The sequence below is a fragment of the Bacillus sp. L_1B0_5 genome (assembly GCF_000836715.1).
GTDB classification, from domain to species: Bacteria; Bacillota; Bacilli; order Bacillales; family Bacillaceae_G; genus Bacillus_A; species Bacillus_A thuringiensis_S.
The window spans coordinates 1-16,194 of sequence record NZ_JXIS01000045.1; the positions used below are offsets into that span (position 1 = coordinate 1).

Below are 16,194 nucleotides of genomic sequence, written 5' to 3' on the forward strand. Positions count from 1 at the left end.
GACCTCGTGTTAATAAACTACCTACTTCGCCAAGTTTTACATCGTTGTCATTTTCATCAACAACTCGTACTTCATCGAGTGCAGACATTGGTCTACCTTGTGTATAAATAATAATTTCTTCCGGATCGTCTAATCTTGTATAGTTCACTAATCCTTCCGCCATACCGAATACTTGCTGTAACGTACATCCAAATGTAGGACGTATACGTTTTGCAACCTCAGCGCTAAACTTAGCACCACCTACTTGAATAACCTCTAGGCTTGATAAATCGGCATTACGAGAAGATGCAGCATCAAGCCAAATCATTGCTAATGGCGGAACGAGCGCTGTAATTGTAACCTTTTCTTTTTCGATGAGAGCAAATGCCTCATCTGGACTACCACCAGTTGCCAATACCACTTTTCCACCCGCATAGAAAGTTCCAAATGTCCCTGGAGAACTCATTGGGTAATTGTGTGCTACTGGAAGAACTGCCATATAGACGCTTTCTGCATTCAAATTACAAATTTCAGCGCTTACACGTAAACTATAAATATAGTCATCATGTGTTCTAGGAATTAATTTAGAAAGACCTGTTGTCCCTCCTGATAATTGGAGAAATGCAACATCACTTGGCTGAACTTCTGGTAATGAGACGGGATCCATATACAGATCATTTATGTTCACAAACTCTTCTTCTTCCCCCACTACAATTACACGTTGTAAAGTTGGCACTTTCTCTTTCACTTCTCTTGCTAGTTTTCGATAATCAAAACCGAGAGCCTTATCTGAAATAACGTAAGCGTTCGCCTCGCCAAACTCACAAAAATAACTAATTTCACTACTTCGATGTGAAGGTAGTGCAAAGACAGGAAGCGCTCCAATTCGAAATAGTGCAAAACATATTTCGAAAAACTCGATAATGTTAGGTAACTGGATTACAACTCTGTCCTCTTTCTTTATTCCTAAACTCAGTAAACCTGCTGCTAAACAATCTACCTTTTTATCAAGTTCACTATACGTTATATGCGTCTTACCGCTTACAACCGCGATTTGATCTCCGTATTTCTCAGCCCGCTCTCTTAACACTCCTCCAAATGTTTCACCAAGCCAACACCCTTCTTCTCGATAACGATCTGCAAATTCTTTTGGCCATTCCGTATAACCTACTAGCATTCTTTCTTCCCCCTATTTTTCATTAAGTGAACTATCTCTTAACCCTAAAGCTTTTAACATTGTTTGGAACTTAGCCGATGTTTCTGCTAACTCATCTTCTGGTTTTGACTCAGCAACAACTCCAGCTCCTGCATATAAACGAAGTGTATTTTCTTGTACTTCAGCACAACGAATTGTAACAATCCATTCTCCATCTCCATTTAAATCGCTCCATCCTAGCATTCCTGTAAAGAACTCGCGGTCAAATGGCTCAATATGCTGTATAGCCTCTCTTGCTTTTTCCATCGGAGTTCCGCAAACTGCTGGCGTAGGATGAAGGGCAATTGCTAATTGTAAAGAAGAAGTATTTGGATCCTTAAGTTCACCTTTCACTTCTGTAGACAAATGCCACATCGCTTCACTATGAATAACTGATGGCTTTTCTGGAACATGTAATGTATGACAATACGGACGAAGTGCAGCGGCAACCGCTTCAACTACTACCGCATGTTCATGTAAATCTTTTGGAGAAGAAAGTAATTCCTCTGCTCTTCTTTTATCTTCTACTGGGTCCTCACTACGTGGCCTTGAACCAGCTAACGGATTAGTAATAACTTGCATACCATTACGTGAAACAAGCAATTCAGGACTTGCTCCAATTAGCGTCTTACTGTTCTCTTTTTCATCTTTCGGTAAATTCACAGCAAATGTATATCCATGCTTATTATGTTCTGCTAATTCTCGCAGAAGTTTTTGCTTATCAATCTTTTCGGAAGATTTAACATCTAACGATCTAGATAGAACGATTTTCTTTAAATCACCGTCCTGTATTTTTTTAATTCCTTGCTTCACACCATTCATATAAACTTCAGGGTCTGGTACTGGCGTCATTTCAAATGTTACGTTCTCATTTGTTTCAAGCTGATTTGTTGTATCCAATTGTAAACGCTCAGAAATTCTACTATATTCTGGTACCATAAGTTGAACTTCTTTTCTACGATCAAATGGCAAAGCACCCACAACGATAGGATTTGGATTTCCAGCTTGTTTCGCATTACTTAATGTCGCTTGCACAAGCTCTGGGAAATTTTCAATTTCACGATGCTTTACTGTAGTAAACTCTCCTTCTGCTAATATAGTTCGAGTTGGTGAAGCGAAAAAGAATGAAGATTCAGTCTTATAATCTTCTAAAAGTTTTTCTGACAATTCCTTTACAGCTATATGTTCATTCATAATATAATAACCTCCTGAATTTTTATTAAACTCCTAACGTAGCACCGCCATCGACACATAAATTGTGCATTGTAATATGACTTGCTCTATCTGAGGCTAAAAATAACACTGCTTCAGCAACTTCTGAAGGTTGTGCAATTTTTTGTAATGGAATTCCGAGTCTATATGTATTTTGAGAACCAGCAATTATATTTTTAGCTCCATTCTCATCAGCCCATAGTAATCTTTGCATCTCAGTTTCAGTAGAACCTGGAGAAACTAAGTTGCAGCGTATATTGTATGCCGCAAGCTCTAGTCCTAAACATTTCATAAACATCGTCGTTGCAGCCTTTGACGCAGCATACGCAGCCATCTCCATTCTCGGCGTATTTGCCGCATTTGAACCGACTGTAACAATTGCCCCTGATTTTCTTAACATCATATTTTTACTTACCGTTCGGGACATATTGAAAACCCCTGTAGTATTTACAGAGAATGTTTTATTCCAATCTTCATCACTTAACGAATGAATTGGTCCCATACGCAAAATCCCTGCAACGTTTACTAAAATATCTATTGGCGCTATTTCATTTGCAATATGATTTACCATGTCTTCAACAGCAGCGCTATCACTCACATCTAAACGAAACGTTTTCATACGTGTATTATTTAATTCATTTTGATTTAAGAGTACATTTAACCCCTCTTCATTTTGATCAACCGCAATAACTGTGGCTCCTCTTTCTAAAAACATTTTGGCAACAACACTGCCTATGCCTTGTGCTGCACCTGTTACTAAAACTGTTTTCCCATCAAATTCCCCTAAGTTCATTTTCTCTATCCTTTCACATAAACATTAATTTCATTAAGTAACACCAACGATATTGATTTTCATTATCAGTTGTGTTGTAAAAAATAATACACTTACTAAACTAATTGGTCAAGTGCGCATTACTTTAAAATCCATTTTATTGATAATGTTTTTCATTTACTATCTTACACCGAAATGATAATGTTTCTCAATAAACTTGTCAATCTTTTTTTATTTTTCAGACAAAGTATTTTAATGCTTCTTAATAAAATCATATGTAAACGTATTAAATGTACTTATATTATAAATAAAATTCCAAATCCTCTTTTTAAAATTGAAGAAGACAAACTAGAGATACGTTCATTTACAATGCTTTATGAAAAACTCAAGTATATATTTTCTCAATATTTTTCTGAAAATATATCTTACAAATACTAACGAATGTCTTCTTTATCATTTAAGATTTAATATATATTTCGAATGCGATGTATCAATTTATTATATTCCAATATAATCCAAATGGGTGTTCCACTCACTTTTACATCTATAAAAATCCCAAAAGTAATTTAACCTTGTTAAAATAACTCATAAAAAAAAGCATCCTAATTAATAGAATAGGATGCTTTTTCGTAATCATAGTGTTATAGAAGATTTGTATACTTACGCTACGCTGCGATACTCTTCTTCGTGTTCTTTTTTCTGTTTAGGTGCTTGAATTAAAATTGCGATAATGAATGACACGACACATAATACACCGATCACCATGAACGTTGGTTTGAATCCACCTAGAAGTGCACCGATAAAGGAACCTGCAAGCGCCCCAAATCCAAATCCTTGATACACAATTCCGTAGTTCTTACTATGGTTTTTCATACCGAAGAAATCACCAACAATAGCTGGGAAAATAGTGATATTTCCACCAAAGCAAAACGCTACACTTGCTACACATACGAAGTATATACCGTAATTTAAATCTACAAAACTTAGAACTAAGACTGAACTCGCCATAACAACAAAAGTACCAGTAACGATTTTTAAACGCCCGATTTTATCCGATAACGGTCCTAAAATGATACGACCTAATGTATTAAAGATTGCAACCATAGCCACCGCATTAGCTGCTGTTGCTGCGCTAAGTCCTACAAGTTGAACACCAATGTCTTTTACCATACCAATTAAGTATAAGCCACTCATACATGATGTAAATAACATGATAAATAATAAGTATACTTGTTTTGTGCCTAACATTTCTTTCGTTGTGTATTCCTTAGTTTTTGTTTCATGAACTGCTCTTTGATCTGCAGCTTGATGAATTAAACAAGCACCAATTACAATCATAGCTGTAACAATTAAACCCCAGTATATAAATGCTTGCGATACACCAACTGATTCAATCAACTGTGCGTTAACGTATTTAAAGATTAAGCTACCTGAACCATATGCAGAGACAGAAATACCAGCAATTAGACCTTTACGCTCTGGAAACCACTTTATTAAATTTGATAGTGAAGTGATATATGCTGTACCATCTGCATAACCTACAACAACTCCTGCTAGTGCATAAAGCAATATTAATGAAGACGCTTGTGAACTAAGTATTAACCCTAGTCCTAATGCTAATCCAGCTATCATAATAAGTTTACGAAGTCCCCATTTTTCTTGCAATTTACTCGCAAATAAAGTTGAAAATGCTAAAGAAAGACTAGTAATTGAGAAAGTTATCGCAACAGCGTTAAGACTCCAACCGTATTTACTAACTAAAGGCTGATTGAATAAACTCCATGTATATATCGTTCCAAGCCCCATTTGTACTATAACTGTGCCAAGGACAACAAACCATGGATTAACAGTTGATTTTTTCATATCTTTCCGCCTCCTCTTTCTATTTCAATGCTATTCGCTAAAATTACTTTTTTTATGTTCATTTTGGTCACCTCTTTTGATTTAACACCTTCATTGTATAAGATGTTTCCGCTTATGTAAGCACTTACAAGATAGAGCGTCAAAAACATGGAATCAGTTACAAGAAACGAAGGATGAAATACAAAAAACTACTGATTAAATACAATAGAAAATTTTTTTATACTTCGATTCACCTTATTTTTCATAAAATCACAATTTTTTTCCCAATAAATAAAACTAAATATTCACTAATATATCTATCCGTGGTTTAATATATATAATAAAAAATATTTCTGTCTTTAATGAGGAGGTACTATGAAAGCAAACGTAGGGGATACTATACTTTTTCAACGAAACAATTTAAAGATTACAGGATCTGTATTAAAACTTTATACTGAATCGGTCTTAGTTGAAATTACAAATGTAAGCGGTGGTACTTTTGAATTTGATCGAACAATTGTAAATCATAAAAACTATAAAGTTTTAAATACAAATACATAAAACAACACAAAATAGCCCCTGCTCAACAGCAGGGGCTATTTTATATAAAAATATTTCACTAGTTTATATACCCTAAAACATTAACAATCTTACTCGCTTTTAAATTGTTAATATGATAATAAATTTCTAAACCTCTTCTCTCTGCTCGTAACACTTTACCCTTCATTTTTGATAAATGTTGTGAAACAGTAGATTGCGGGATGTTCAGTAACTCTGTTAATTGTGTTACATTACAAGTTTTTCTTGTACTTAATTCATTTACAATTTGCAGTCGGATTGGATGCGCCATAATTTTTAAAATATCTACATCTTCTTCTGAAACTAAAGTTTTTTTCATTTCACTTGTATATGTTGTCATAAGACATTCCCCTTTTATATGAATTCCATTTTTATAAGATCTATTTCCAAAATTTTTAAAACCCTCGATTAAAACTTTTATATAGAAATAAAAGGATTTTAAATTTTTGAAAACAGAACTTACATTCACTTTATTTATTTGGTACATATACATAATACAATGTTAATATGTGCTCTATGTGAAGTTCGCATAAATTTGTGATGAAGATTTATTTAGCCACTCGCATCCTACTCATCTAATTACCCACTGCATAAAATCATCAGTTATTTTAACACATTTTAGGCGTTTGTATATACTATTTATAAAACAACTTTTATAAAGGGGAATTCATATGCCTACAGCGTTACAAGAAGAAGTCGAAGAAGCACGGGAAACATATGTCAGTCGTATCATCTTAGTTGGAGGATCCGCTTTATTTTTAGTAGGCGGGGTTATCTCAGCAATTTCAGCCTTTAAAGCTTATAATCGTTTGGAGAATACGCCGCCTTCTACAGATAATTCATAGATATTTTATAAAATAAAACGTCGCCTCCAATATGAAGAGACGACGTTTTATGATTCATACATATGACACTAAAAGTATCAGTAGATTCCCTACTACATTTTCTAAGCTTACTTCACCACAAACCTAGTCTGACTACAACCATCCTTCTGCTTCGTTACTTCTAATACAGCTGGCATTGCGTTTTTCAGCTCTTGGACGTGTGAAATGACACCGATAAATCGACCTGATTTTTGTAAGTCAATTAAGGCATCTACTGCTTTCGTTAATGATTCTTCATCTAATGAACCGAACCCTTCATCGATGAACATCGTTTCGATAGAAATACCACCTTCATATGCTTGAATGACATCTGCCATTCCTAGCGCTAAGCAAAGTGATGCGTTAAATTTCTCTCCGCCGGATAATGTTTTTACATCGCGCGTTTGGCCAGTGTATGCATCGTACACATCTAAGCCTAATCCACTTTGACGGTTTCTTTTTTCAACTCGTTCACTTCGTTTTAAATAAAATTGTCCATTTGATAATTTACGTAGTCGTTCATTTGCGATTTGAACGATTTGTTCTAAATACTCAATTAAAATGTAACGTTCAAATGATATACGACTTTCGTTATCACCTTTCATTACTTCATATAAATCAACAAGTTCTTGGAAGGCTTTTTCTTCCTCGTGAATTTGTTCGTCAATACGTCTAATGTTTTCATGTAAATCAGAAATATATGTTACCGCATTTTGCGCACGTTGACGTTTTTCTTTAATTATATCGAGATTAATTTCTAGTTCTTTTATGTGTTCACCTAAAGATGTAATATCCATATACTCTTTATCTTTTAATTCTGAGTTTAGCTCTTCAATTTGTTTTGCAAGCACTTCAAGAGATGAATAATAACCTTGAATTTCTTTCTGTAACATCTCCATCTCGGCATCGCTTAATTTGGCTGCTTTATACGTGAATTGATCTGTAAATCCGCTTTGTTCTAGTTCTTTCATAAAGCGTGCGAAAGTCTCTTCTTTCTTCAATTTTGCACTTTCAAATTGATTAGAAGCACCTTTCTGTTCTGCTTGAATACGTATATTTTCATTTTGCCAATGCTGATACGCTTCCTGCACTTTCTTCCATTCATCCTCCATAAACTTGAGTTCGTGCATAGCTTGGTCAAACTGTGCTTTCCAAGCTTGTACTGTTTGTATGTTTTCTGGAATATTTCGTTTATCATGTTCATATGACGTACGAAGTTGCATGCACTCCATTTCTGTACGGTGCTGCATTGTTTCTACTTCCCGTTTTTGTTTCTGAAGTTCTTCTATTTTTTCTTCTACGCTTTTCATGTTCGCAGCAATCTGCTTACGTGTTTCTTCACTTGCTTTTAACGTATTAACGTCTGCTGCTAATTGTTTTCCTTTTTGAACAAGTGCACTATATGTTTCAACTAATTTTTCGGAGTTATAGCCACGCTTCACAACTTCTTCTATCACTTGTTCATATTGTAGTCGATAAAAATTCCATTTCTCCTCTACTTGCACATGTAATTTTTCAGCAATGTTCTTCTTATCTCTTAAATCGTTTAACTCTTTTTCATCGATCGCATTACTTTGCTCTGTAGCTTTTTGCGGATGATTCGTACTACCACATACTGGACAAGATTCACCGTCATGTAAATGAAGAGCTAATATACCAGCTTGTTCACTTAACCAGCGGCGCTCCATGTTTTCGTATGCGCGAACTGCCACTTGCATTTTATTATTTGCCGATTCTTTTTCTTGCTCGAATTTTTGTTTTTCTTGCCAAACATCATATGCTTGCTTTAAAACTTTTGCATCTTCTCGCATATTCGTTAGTTCTTCTACTTTAGCTACATATTGCTCAAGTGCTTGTTCTAATTGTTGCAATTCATCAGACATTCTCTGTTTTTGGCTTGTATGCTCTTCTAGTTGTTGATCCAACTTTTGCATACTTTCTTTTAATTTCCCTATTTGAATCTCGGCATTTTGTAAATTCAGCTTTCTCTCAGCTAATGATTCAATGATTGCTTGTAACTCTTCTAATCTTTGAACAAGTTTTTTAGCCTCTTCTCGTTCAGCTTCTTTATTCTTTACTACTTCATACTTCTCCTCAGCAAGTTCAAAGCTGTTCATTATCTGTTCTTGTTTGACGATTATCTGTTTTAACAAACTTTCAGCTTTCTGCTCATTTTGCATCGCTTCTTCATACCATTGTTCAAATGGTAATAAGCGCTTTGCTTGTTCCGCACGTTTAAAGGATTTTTCTTTTCTTTCAATTGCTGCACGGTTCTCTTGTAAAGTGTTATATTTCTCATTCTTTTGTTGTAAATCTATAAATTTCTCATTTACAGATTTTGCTGCATGAAAACGTGTTTCTGCATCCTTTAATTGCTTCGTTTGAACATCTTGTTCTACTTGTAATTGCTCAACCTCTGCCTTATACACTGTTGTTTCTTGTTCTAACGCTTCTACTACTTGATGCGTATTTACATGTTCTTGTGCCGCTAATGTCTCTAATAATGCTCCATCACGGATTGGTAATTTAAAAACATTACGGAAATAGAGCTCTCTCTCTTTTTGTTTTTCTTGCAAGACGTCTTTCCATTGTTTTCTCTTTTGATCAAGTAACTCACGCATTAATTTATAACGATCCGTTTTAAAAATGCGACGTAAAATCTCTTCTTTGTTTTCTGTCTCAGATGTTAATAGTTTTCGGAATTCCCCTTGTGGTAACATAACAATTTGGCTAAATTGATGTTTACTTAACCCAATTAAATCCTCCACTTTTTTGTTTACGTCTGTTACATGAAAACGATCGACGGCTGGAACGTTTTCTCCATCAATCACTTCATATAATTCTACTGCATGTCCTGTAATGGTCTTATTCCCTTGTTTTTTATGTCCAAGTTGTCTTTTTATTTCATAGCGCTTCCCTTTTAACTGAAAGGTTAGTTCTACACTTGTATAAACATCATCATCATCAGCAAATTGACTTCGAAGCATGCTCGTATCACTACGTTCTTCTCCACTAGCCTCACCATATAACACATAACAAATCGCATCAAAAATCGTTGTTTTTCCAGCTCCCGTATTCCCAGAAATAGCGAAAATACGATGTTCTCCAAGATCTTCAAAATCGATTACTTCTTTCTGTTTATATGGCCCGAATGCTGTCATAATAAGCTGAATCGGTCTCATCCTCGTTCACCTTCCCGTTCTTGCACTGTTTGTAATACATCTATAAATAGGCGTTCTTTCTCTTCTGATAAATCTAACCCTTTCATTTCTTTATAGAAAGCCTTTAAAAGAGATAAATCATCCGTTTTATGTCTTGAAACAGTTACTTCATTTGTATCTGTGAGTTCTCGCCTTTGCATCGCTCTTTCAACGTGCATTGCATTTGGATATACAGATCGTATTTTCTCCATTGGCTGTAAGACAGGGTTTTCGTCTAATAATTTTACAAATACGTAATCTTCACTTACTGGGTGCTGTAATAATTCATCTATTTTCGCTTCTACTGTTCGCATTTTACGACGTGGTGAAAGTAACCTTTTTTCAATTGCTACTTCACCAGTTTCATTCAGTTCTACAATGTAATAACCTTTTTTATGTTTCTCTTCAGAAATTGAATAGGCAAGTGGTGAACCTGAATATCTAATGGTCTCATTACGTACGAAATGCGCTTGATGTAAATGTCCAAGCGCTGTGTAATGAAACTTATCAAAATAATGACTATTTACATATTCAGCACCACCAATTGAAAGTGGTCGTTCTGCATCACTTGTATTCTCCTCCGCTTCTCCTGAAGAAGTTACAAATGCATGTCCAACAAATACATGTCTAGCTTCTTTATCCATTGTTTCAGAGAGCTCATTCATAAAAATGCGCATCGCATCATCATGAGAACGTACGTCTTCATTTTTCAACACGTGTCTAACTATGCTTGGGTCTGCATACGGTATTAGATGGAAGTGAACCTCTCCATATTCATCATTTAGTACAACAGGTTCATACGGGAATTGAAATTGGCCTGCAATATGTAATCCCTGTTTTTTCATTAAACTACTTCCAAAATGGATACGATCCGGACTATCATGATTACCAGCTACTGCAATAACTGGTGTTTGTAAATCAATAACTATTTTTTGCAGCACATCATTTAATAAGTCTACTGCTTCTGTAGGTGGAATTGCTCGGTCATATAAATCCCCTGCAATAATTACAGCATCTGGTTTTTCTTCTTCAACAGCCTGTACAAACTGATCTAATACAATCTTTTGGTCTTCAGTCATATACACGCCATGAACAAGCTTACCTAAATGCCAATCCGCTGTATGAAATAACTTCATATTTTTCTACTCCTTTTAATTTACTGATTTTAGTGAAACGAGTTGATAGTTTATTGTAGTTTTTCCGTTCTCCCACTCTAGCTTCAATATCGTTGCACTTCCAATTCTTTCTTCATTTGATTTATATAAAGGCAATATTTCTTGAATTGTAAATAAGTGATAACCATCCAATATTAATTGAAATATATTTTCTTCAATATGTAATCTTACTTCTTTTTCATTTGAAATAATTTTTGTGTGCATCTCAAATTTCATGATAGATACAACCCCTTTTTATAATCTCTACATTTTAATAGTATAGTGGCTATGCAAGATTGACAAGTACATACACAGCAAAGTACATACTTTTCTATTGTTATATGTTTTATGTATTTTATATAAAATACGGTATGTGAAATTTTATATTTTTCCCAAAATAAAAATGCCTATTATGACATCTTTATTTTTGTATAAAGTCTTTCATTACATAATATAAAACGGTAATTAAAACGATTGCGACGAAAAATGAGAACACTGCGACAATGTACCCATCTTTATTTAATAAAATACAGAATGAAATAGATATTATAAAAATCGGAAATACGAGACGTACTTTATCCTTCACTTCTTCTGTCGTATCTGTATGATGAAAATACTGCGTTATCCCTATCATTAAAGAAGACAAAATAATAACCGACAATAGTAAAGGTCCTGGCATTCCGATTTCTCCTTTCTCTATTTCTAATTCAGTGTAAAATTTTTTATTACAATTGTACGATTCATTTTTTCTTCAAACACTCTTTTTAGAATTGATAATGAACAATTCACACCTATATAATAGCGCTTTTATCATTATAACTTCAAATAATTACACTTACAGTAATGTTGTAATATTCCCCCTCAGTCTCTGAAATCCTGCAAAGATAACTCGTCAAAATACGCGGTGACCAAATTAATATTTACCGTCAACTTTTGACGAAATTTATAAAGGACATTTCAGTACATATCAAGAATTAAGAATAAGAAGATATGTAAGGGAGGATGCATTATGACTGAACACGTTTTATTTTCTGTTAGTGAAAACGGCGTTGCAACAATTACTTTAAACCGTCCAAAAGCACTTAATTCTTTATCTTATGACATGTTACAACCTATCGGACAAAAACTTAAAGAGTGGGAACGCGATGAGCGTATTGCACTTATCGTGTTAAAAGGAGCTGGCACAAAAGGTTTTTGTGCAGGTGGCGACATTAAAACTCTTTATGAAGCGCGTTCCAATGAAGTGGCATTGCAACATGCAGAAAGTTTTTTTGAAGAAGAGTATGAAATTGATACATATATTTATCAATATACAAAACCGATTATTGCTTGTTTAGATGGAATTGTAATGGGCGGTGGTGTCGGTCTTACAAATGGTGCGAAGTATCGCATTGTAACTGAACGTACGAAATGGGCAATGCCAGAGATGAATATCGGCTTCTTCCCAGATGTCGGAGCTGCATATTTCTTAAATAAAGCACCTGGATATACAGGACGCTTCGTTGCTTTAACAGCATCTATTTTAAAAGCTTCTGACGTATTATTTATTAATGCTGCTGATTACTTTATGACATCTGATTCATTACAAGAGTTTCTTACTGAACTTGAAAGTGTAAATTGGCATAAAGAAGATGATGTACATACTAATTTAAAAGAAGTTATTCGTACATTCGCAACTGCTCCAAACTTAGAAAGCGAGCTGACTCCTTCATTAGAAGTAATCAATTCACATTTTGCTTTCGATACAATTGAAGAAATCATCCATTCATTGGAGAAAGATGAAAGCTCCTTTGCTCTAAAAACGAAAGAAACACTGTTATCAAAATCCCCTATTTCACTAAAAGTAACATTAAAACAGTTTATTGATGGACAAGATAAATCCGTTGAAGAATGTTTCGCTACGGACCTTATACTTGCTAAAAACTTCATGAGACATGAAGATTTCTTCGAAGGAGTACGCTCCGTTGTCGTTGATAAAGATCAAAATCCGAATTATAAATATAAACAGTTAAGTGACGTTTCAGAAGAAGATGTGAATCGTTTCTTTAATTTACTTAATGCATAAAATGAAACTGTAACGAGTGGGTGGTTTGTTCATCCCCCACCTAATTTCTTTGCTCCAGCTAAATCTTGTGCGGTGGAAATCTTACTACTCGCAAATAGCGGGATAAAATCGAGGCTATATAGTAGTGAAATTACAGCTACTATATAGCCTTTTTTATTTAATAATTTTTAATAAAATTTAATTTTATTAAATCCATTTTTGTGCTACACTGATTTTAATCAAATATTCTAAAAATAAAAAGGAGGGGCGGCTATGATAGAAAATTATCTTCTTTTCATCATTATGTCTATTTGCCTTATCATTTTACCTGGTCCAGATACAGCAATGGCTACGAAAAACACATTGGTTGCTGGTAAAATCGGTGGAGTGAAAACAGTGTTTGGTACATGTATTGCACTATTAATTCATACTTTAGCTGCTGTAATTGGTCTTTCTGCACTTATTGTAAAGTCAGCTCTTTTATTTTCTATTTTCAAGTACGTTGGGGCTCTCTATTTAATATATATCGGTATTAAAGCCCTTTTAGCAGTAAGAAACAAAGAAAACTTAGATACAAATGATCTATCTTTGAATAATGAAAACGAACATACTTCTTGCTTTCGCCAAGGATTTCTTACAAATTTATTAAATCCTAAAGTTGCAGTCTTCTTTTTAACTTTTTTACCGCAATTTTTAAATCCAAATCATAATACATTTATTCAACTTCTTGTAATGGGCCTTACTTACCTCGTTTTAACAGTCATTTGGTTTGCATTTTATATATTTTTAATTGATAAAATTAGTGCTTTTATGAAAAAACCAAAGACGCAACGTTATATTCAAGGGCTAACAGGAGTCGTCCTAATTGGATTTGGTATTAAACTAGCTTTTGAAAAAAATAATTAACAAGATGAAAACCACCACTATTAATAGTGGTGGTTTTCATTTAATAGCTGATTTGGCTGTTTACTCTATATTAAAACCAGCGCTCAGTTACAACTTTTTTACGTGTATAGAATTGAACGCCATCTGTACCATTTGTACCTAAATCACCAAAGAATGAAGCTTTATTTCCTGCAAATGCGAAGAATGCCATTGGTGCTGGAACGTTTACGTTTACACCAATCATACCAGCATCGATGTTATCACGGAATGTTTGTGCATGTTTACCATTTGACGTATAAATAACCGCACCATTTGCAAATTTAGATTGATTTGTTAGTTTAATACCTTCTTCTAAATCTTTAACACGTACAATGCTTAATACTGGAGCAAAAATTTCATCTTGCCAAATTTTCATTTCTTGATTCACGCCATCAAAGATTGTCGCACCTACAAAGTAACCTTCTCCAACTTCTTCATTAATTTTACGGCCATCTACTAATAAAGTTGCCCCATCTGCTACACCGCTATTAATATAGCCTAAAACGCGCTCTTTATGAGATTCACGGATTAATGGTCCAACATAGTTATCTTCGTTAAAGCCATCGCCTACTTTTAATTTTTTCGTTTCTGCTACTAATACATCAATGAATTCATCAGCAATCTCATCCACTACTGCTACTACTGAGCATGCCATGCAGCGCTCTCCACTACTTGCAAATGCAGATCCAATTACACCTTGTACTGTTTTCTCAAGATTGCAATCTGGCATTACAATCGCATGGTTTTTCGCACCTGCTAACGCTTGTACACGTTTTCCGTGCTTCGTACCTGTTTCATATACGTAACGAGCTACCGGCTCAGAGCCAACGAACGAAACAGCTTGAATATCTTTATTTTCTAAAATGCTATTTACAACATCTTTTCCGCCTTGTACTAAATTTAATACGCCTTTTGGGAAACCTGCTTCATAGAATAATTCTACAAGTCGCTCCGCTAAAAGTGGCGTTCTTTCCGATGTTTTTAATACGAATGTATTACCGCAAGCAATTGCAAGTGGGAACATCCATAACGGAATCATCATCGGGAAGTTAAACGGCGTAATACCAGCAACAACTCCGATTGGGTAGCGCCAAATCGATCCATCAATTCCGCTAGCAATATTCGGCAGCGCTTGACCCATCATTAAATTTGGCGTAGATGTTGCAAGTTCTACCGCTTCAATACCACGCTGTACTTCACCTGTTGCATCCGTTAGCGTCTTACCATTTTCTAGCGTAATGATTTTTGCAAGCTCATCTTTATTTTCTTGTAATAGCTGCAAATATTTATATAAATTTCTTGAACGATTCGGAACTGGTACTTTAGACCATGTTTCGAATGCTGCTTTTGCCGCTTCAACAGCTTTTTCAACATCTTCTTTTGGAGATAGTGGAACGTAAGCGATAATTTTTCCAGTCGCTGGATTTGGAACTGCTTCTACTTCCGTACCTGTCGATTCAACCCACTCACCGTTAATGTGATTTTTTACTCGTTTAATTTCAGTTGTAATCATTATATTCTCTCCTTTGTATAATTTATTTTTGATTAGAAATTAATTGCTCGCTAACTTTCTTATATAAAGCTGCCATATCGTTTTCACCATATCCAGCTTGACTCGCTTCGTCATATACGTTTAATAACATTTCGCTTACCGGTAAATGGAGTTCGCTTTCCTTAGCTAAGTCAACTGCAAACCCTAAATCTTTCTTCAATAAGTTCACAGTAAATCCTGGCTCGTAGTTTTCAGGTGCTATAAAACTTTTAAAATTACGTTCATAGATTCTGCTTTGACCATAACTTACATTTAAAATATCAAACATTTTATCTAAATCCATATTGTTCTTTTTCGCTAATGTTAAAGCTTCACTCACACCAGCTGTATAAAAACCAATTAATAAGTTATTAATTAACTTAACAGTTGTACCACTATCAATCTGCTCACTAACGTGGAAAATATTCGCGCCTAGTACGCCCATGATAGATTCCGTTTTCTCATATACCTCTTTTGATCCACCAACCATAAACGTTAATGTACGATTTTCGGCTCCAATTACACCGCCGCTCACAGGTGCTGCTAAAAAGTTTACTTTCTTTTCCTTTGCAGCTTCCTCTAATTGTTTGTTTAACTGCGGCGATACCGTACTTGTATCAATGAAAACTACATTCGAGTGACCATTTTCAAATAATCCTTCTGCTCCAAAATATACCGCTTCAACAGCGCGAGGTGAAGGTAAACTTGTAAAAACTACATCACATGTTTCTGCTAGTTTTGAGATTGATAGACCGATAATTCCGCCTTCTTTTTCAAAGGACGCTTCTGCCTCTTTATTTAAGTCCACGCCATATACTGTGTAACCTGATTTAACTAGATTTTTTGACATCGGAAGACCCATGTTACCTAAACCGATAAAACCAATCTTTTTCATATCG

General features: G+C 34.8%; 15 protein-coding genes. 4 read left to right on the top strand and 11 right to left on the bottom strand.

Translation table 11 applies throughout. The features are described 5' to 3' along the window. From RT27_RS14535 to RT27_RS14550, 4 genes are all read right to left on the bottom strand, one after another. The coding region (locus tag RT27_RS14535) for an AMP-binding protein (protein WP_043936521.1) at positions 1–1,156 on the bottom strand (1,156 nt) is incomplete at its 3' end. 12 nt (positions 1,157–1,168) lie between these two features. Next, positions 1,169–2,368, bottom strand: coding sequence for an isochorismate synthase DhbC (gene dhbC / locus RT27_RS14540; protein WP_043936522.1), 1,200 nt, complete (start codon positions 2,366–2,368; stop codon positions 1,169–1,171). A gap of 25 nt (positions 2,369–2,393) precedes the next feature. After that, on the bottom strand, positions 2,394–3,179 hold the full coding sequence (gene dhbA, locus RT27_RS14545; RefSeq protein ID WP_016081719.1) for a 2,3-dihydro-2,3-dihydroxybenzoate dehydrogenase: 786 nt from the start codon (positions 3,177–3,179) through the stop codon (positions 2,394–2,396). 639 nt (positions 3,180–3,818) lie between these two features. After that, positions 3,819–5,021: an OFA family MFS transporter gene (locus tag RT27_RS14550; protein ID WP_043936523.1), complete on the bottom strand. Its 1,203-nt coding sequence runs from the start codon at positions 5,019–5,021 to the stop codon at positions 3,819–3,821. A gap of 354 nt (positions 5,022–5,375) precedes the next feature. On the opposite strand from RT27_RS14550, the gene RT27_RS14555 reads away from it, so the two are divergent. Then, positions 5,376–5,561, top strand: coding sequence for a YkvS family protein (locus RT27_RS14555; RefSeq protein ID WP_000646793.1), 186 nt, complete (start codon positions 5,376–5,378; stop codon positions 5,559–5,561). 58 nt (positions 5,562–5,619) lie between these two features. Here the strand turns inward: RT27_RS14555 and RT27_RS14560 are convergent, their stop codons facing one another. Next, entirely contained in the window at positions 5,620–5,919 is a 300-nt protein-coding gene (locus RT27_RS14560) for a metalloregulator ArsR/SmtB family transcription factor (RefSeq protein ID WP_000214794.1), read from the bottom strand. A gap of 331 nt (positions 5,920–6,250) precedes the next feature. Here RT27_RS14560 and RT27_RS35245 point away from each other — a divergent pair, with 331 nt between their 5' ends. Continuing rightward, entirely contained in the window at positions 6,251–6,424 is a 174-nt protein-coding gene (locus RT27_RS35245) for a hypothetical protein (RefSeq protein WP_016081721.1), read from the top strand. Positions 6,425–6,531: 107 nt separating this feature from the next. Here RT27_RS35245 and RT27_RS14570 read toward each other — a convergent pair whose 3' ends face one another. The 4 genes from RT27_RS14570 to RT27_RS14585 all read right to left on the bottom strand — a co-directional run bounded on the left by RT27_RS14570 (position 6,532) and on the right by RT27_RS14585 (position 11,475). Continuing rightward, a complete protein-coding gene (locus RT27_RS14570; protein WP_043936524.1) occupies positions 6,532–9,624 on the bottom strand; it encodes an SMC family ATPase in 3,093 nt (1,030 codons plus the stop codon). Next, a complete protein-coding gene (locus RT27_RS14575; protein WP_000765150.1) occupies positions 9,621–10,778 on the bottom strand; it encodes an exonuclease SbcCD subunit D in 1,158 nt (385 codons plus the stop codon). Before RT27_RS14575 ends, RT27_RS14570 begins: the two co-directional genes overlap by 4 nt. 15 nt (positions 10,779–10,793) lie before the next feature. Beyond that, complete coding sequence (locus RT27_RS14580; protein ID WP_000667344.1) at positions 10,794–11,033, bottom strand: DUF2584 family protein; 240 nt, start codon at positions 11,031–11,033, stop codon at positions 10,794–10,796. A 184-nt stretch (positions 11,034–11,217) separates the two neighbouring features. After that, a complete protein-coding gene (locus RT27_RS14585; protein WP_001119409.1) occupies positions 11,218–11,475 on the bottom strand; it encodes a hypothetical protein in 258 nt (85 codons plus the stop codon). Between the two features lie 330 nt (positions 11,476–11,805). On the opposite strand from RT27_RS14585, the gene RT27_RS14590 reads away from it, so the two are divergent. Both RT27_RS14590 and RT27_RS14595 read left to right on the top strand, forming a co-directional pair. After that, positions 11,806–12,861 carry an enoyl-CoA hydratase/isomerase family protein gene (locus RT27_RS14590; RefSeq protein WP_029442246.1) on the top strand — a complete coding sequence of 352 codons (1,056 nt, stop codon included), beginning with the start codon at positions 11,806–11,808 and terminating at the stop codon, positions 12,859–12,861. 252 nt (positions 12,862–13,113) lie between these two features. Further along, positions 13,114–13,746: a LysE family translocator gene (locus RT27_RS14595; protein WP_000572348.1), complete on the top strand. Its 633-nt coding sequence runs from the start codon at positions 13,114–13,116 to the stop codon at positions 13,744–13,746. Positions 13,747–13,816: 70 nt separating this feature from the next. Here the strand turns inward: RT27_RS14595 and RT27_RS14600 are convergent, their stop codons facing one another. Both RT27_RS14600 and RT27_RS14605 read right to left on the bottom strand, forming a co-directional pair. After that, complete coding sequence (locus tag RT27_RS14600) at positions 13,817–15,277, bottom strand: CoA-acylating methylmalonate-semialdehyde dehydrogenase (protein ID WP_000633344.1); 1,461 nt, start codon at positions 15,275–15,277, stop codon at positions 13,817–13,819. A gap of 22 nt (positions 15,278–15,299) precedes the next feature. Further along, a complete protein-coding gene (locus tag RT27_RS14605; RefSeq protein WP_016081726.1) occupies positions 15,300–16,190 on the bottom strand; it encodes an NAD(P)-dependent oxidoreductase in 891 nt (296 codons plus the stop codon). Between the last annotated feature and the right edge of the window lie 4 nt (positions 16,191–16,194).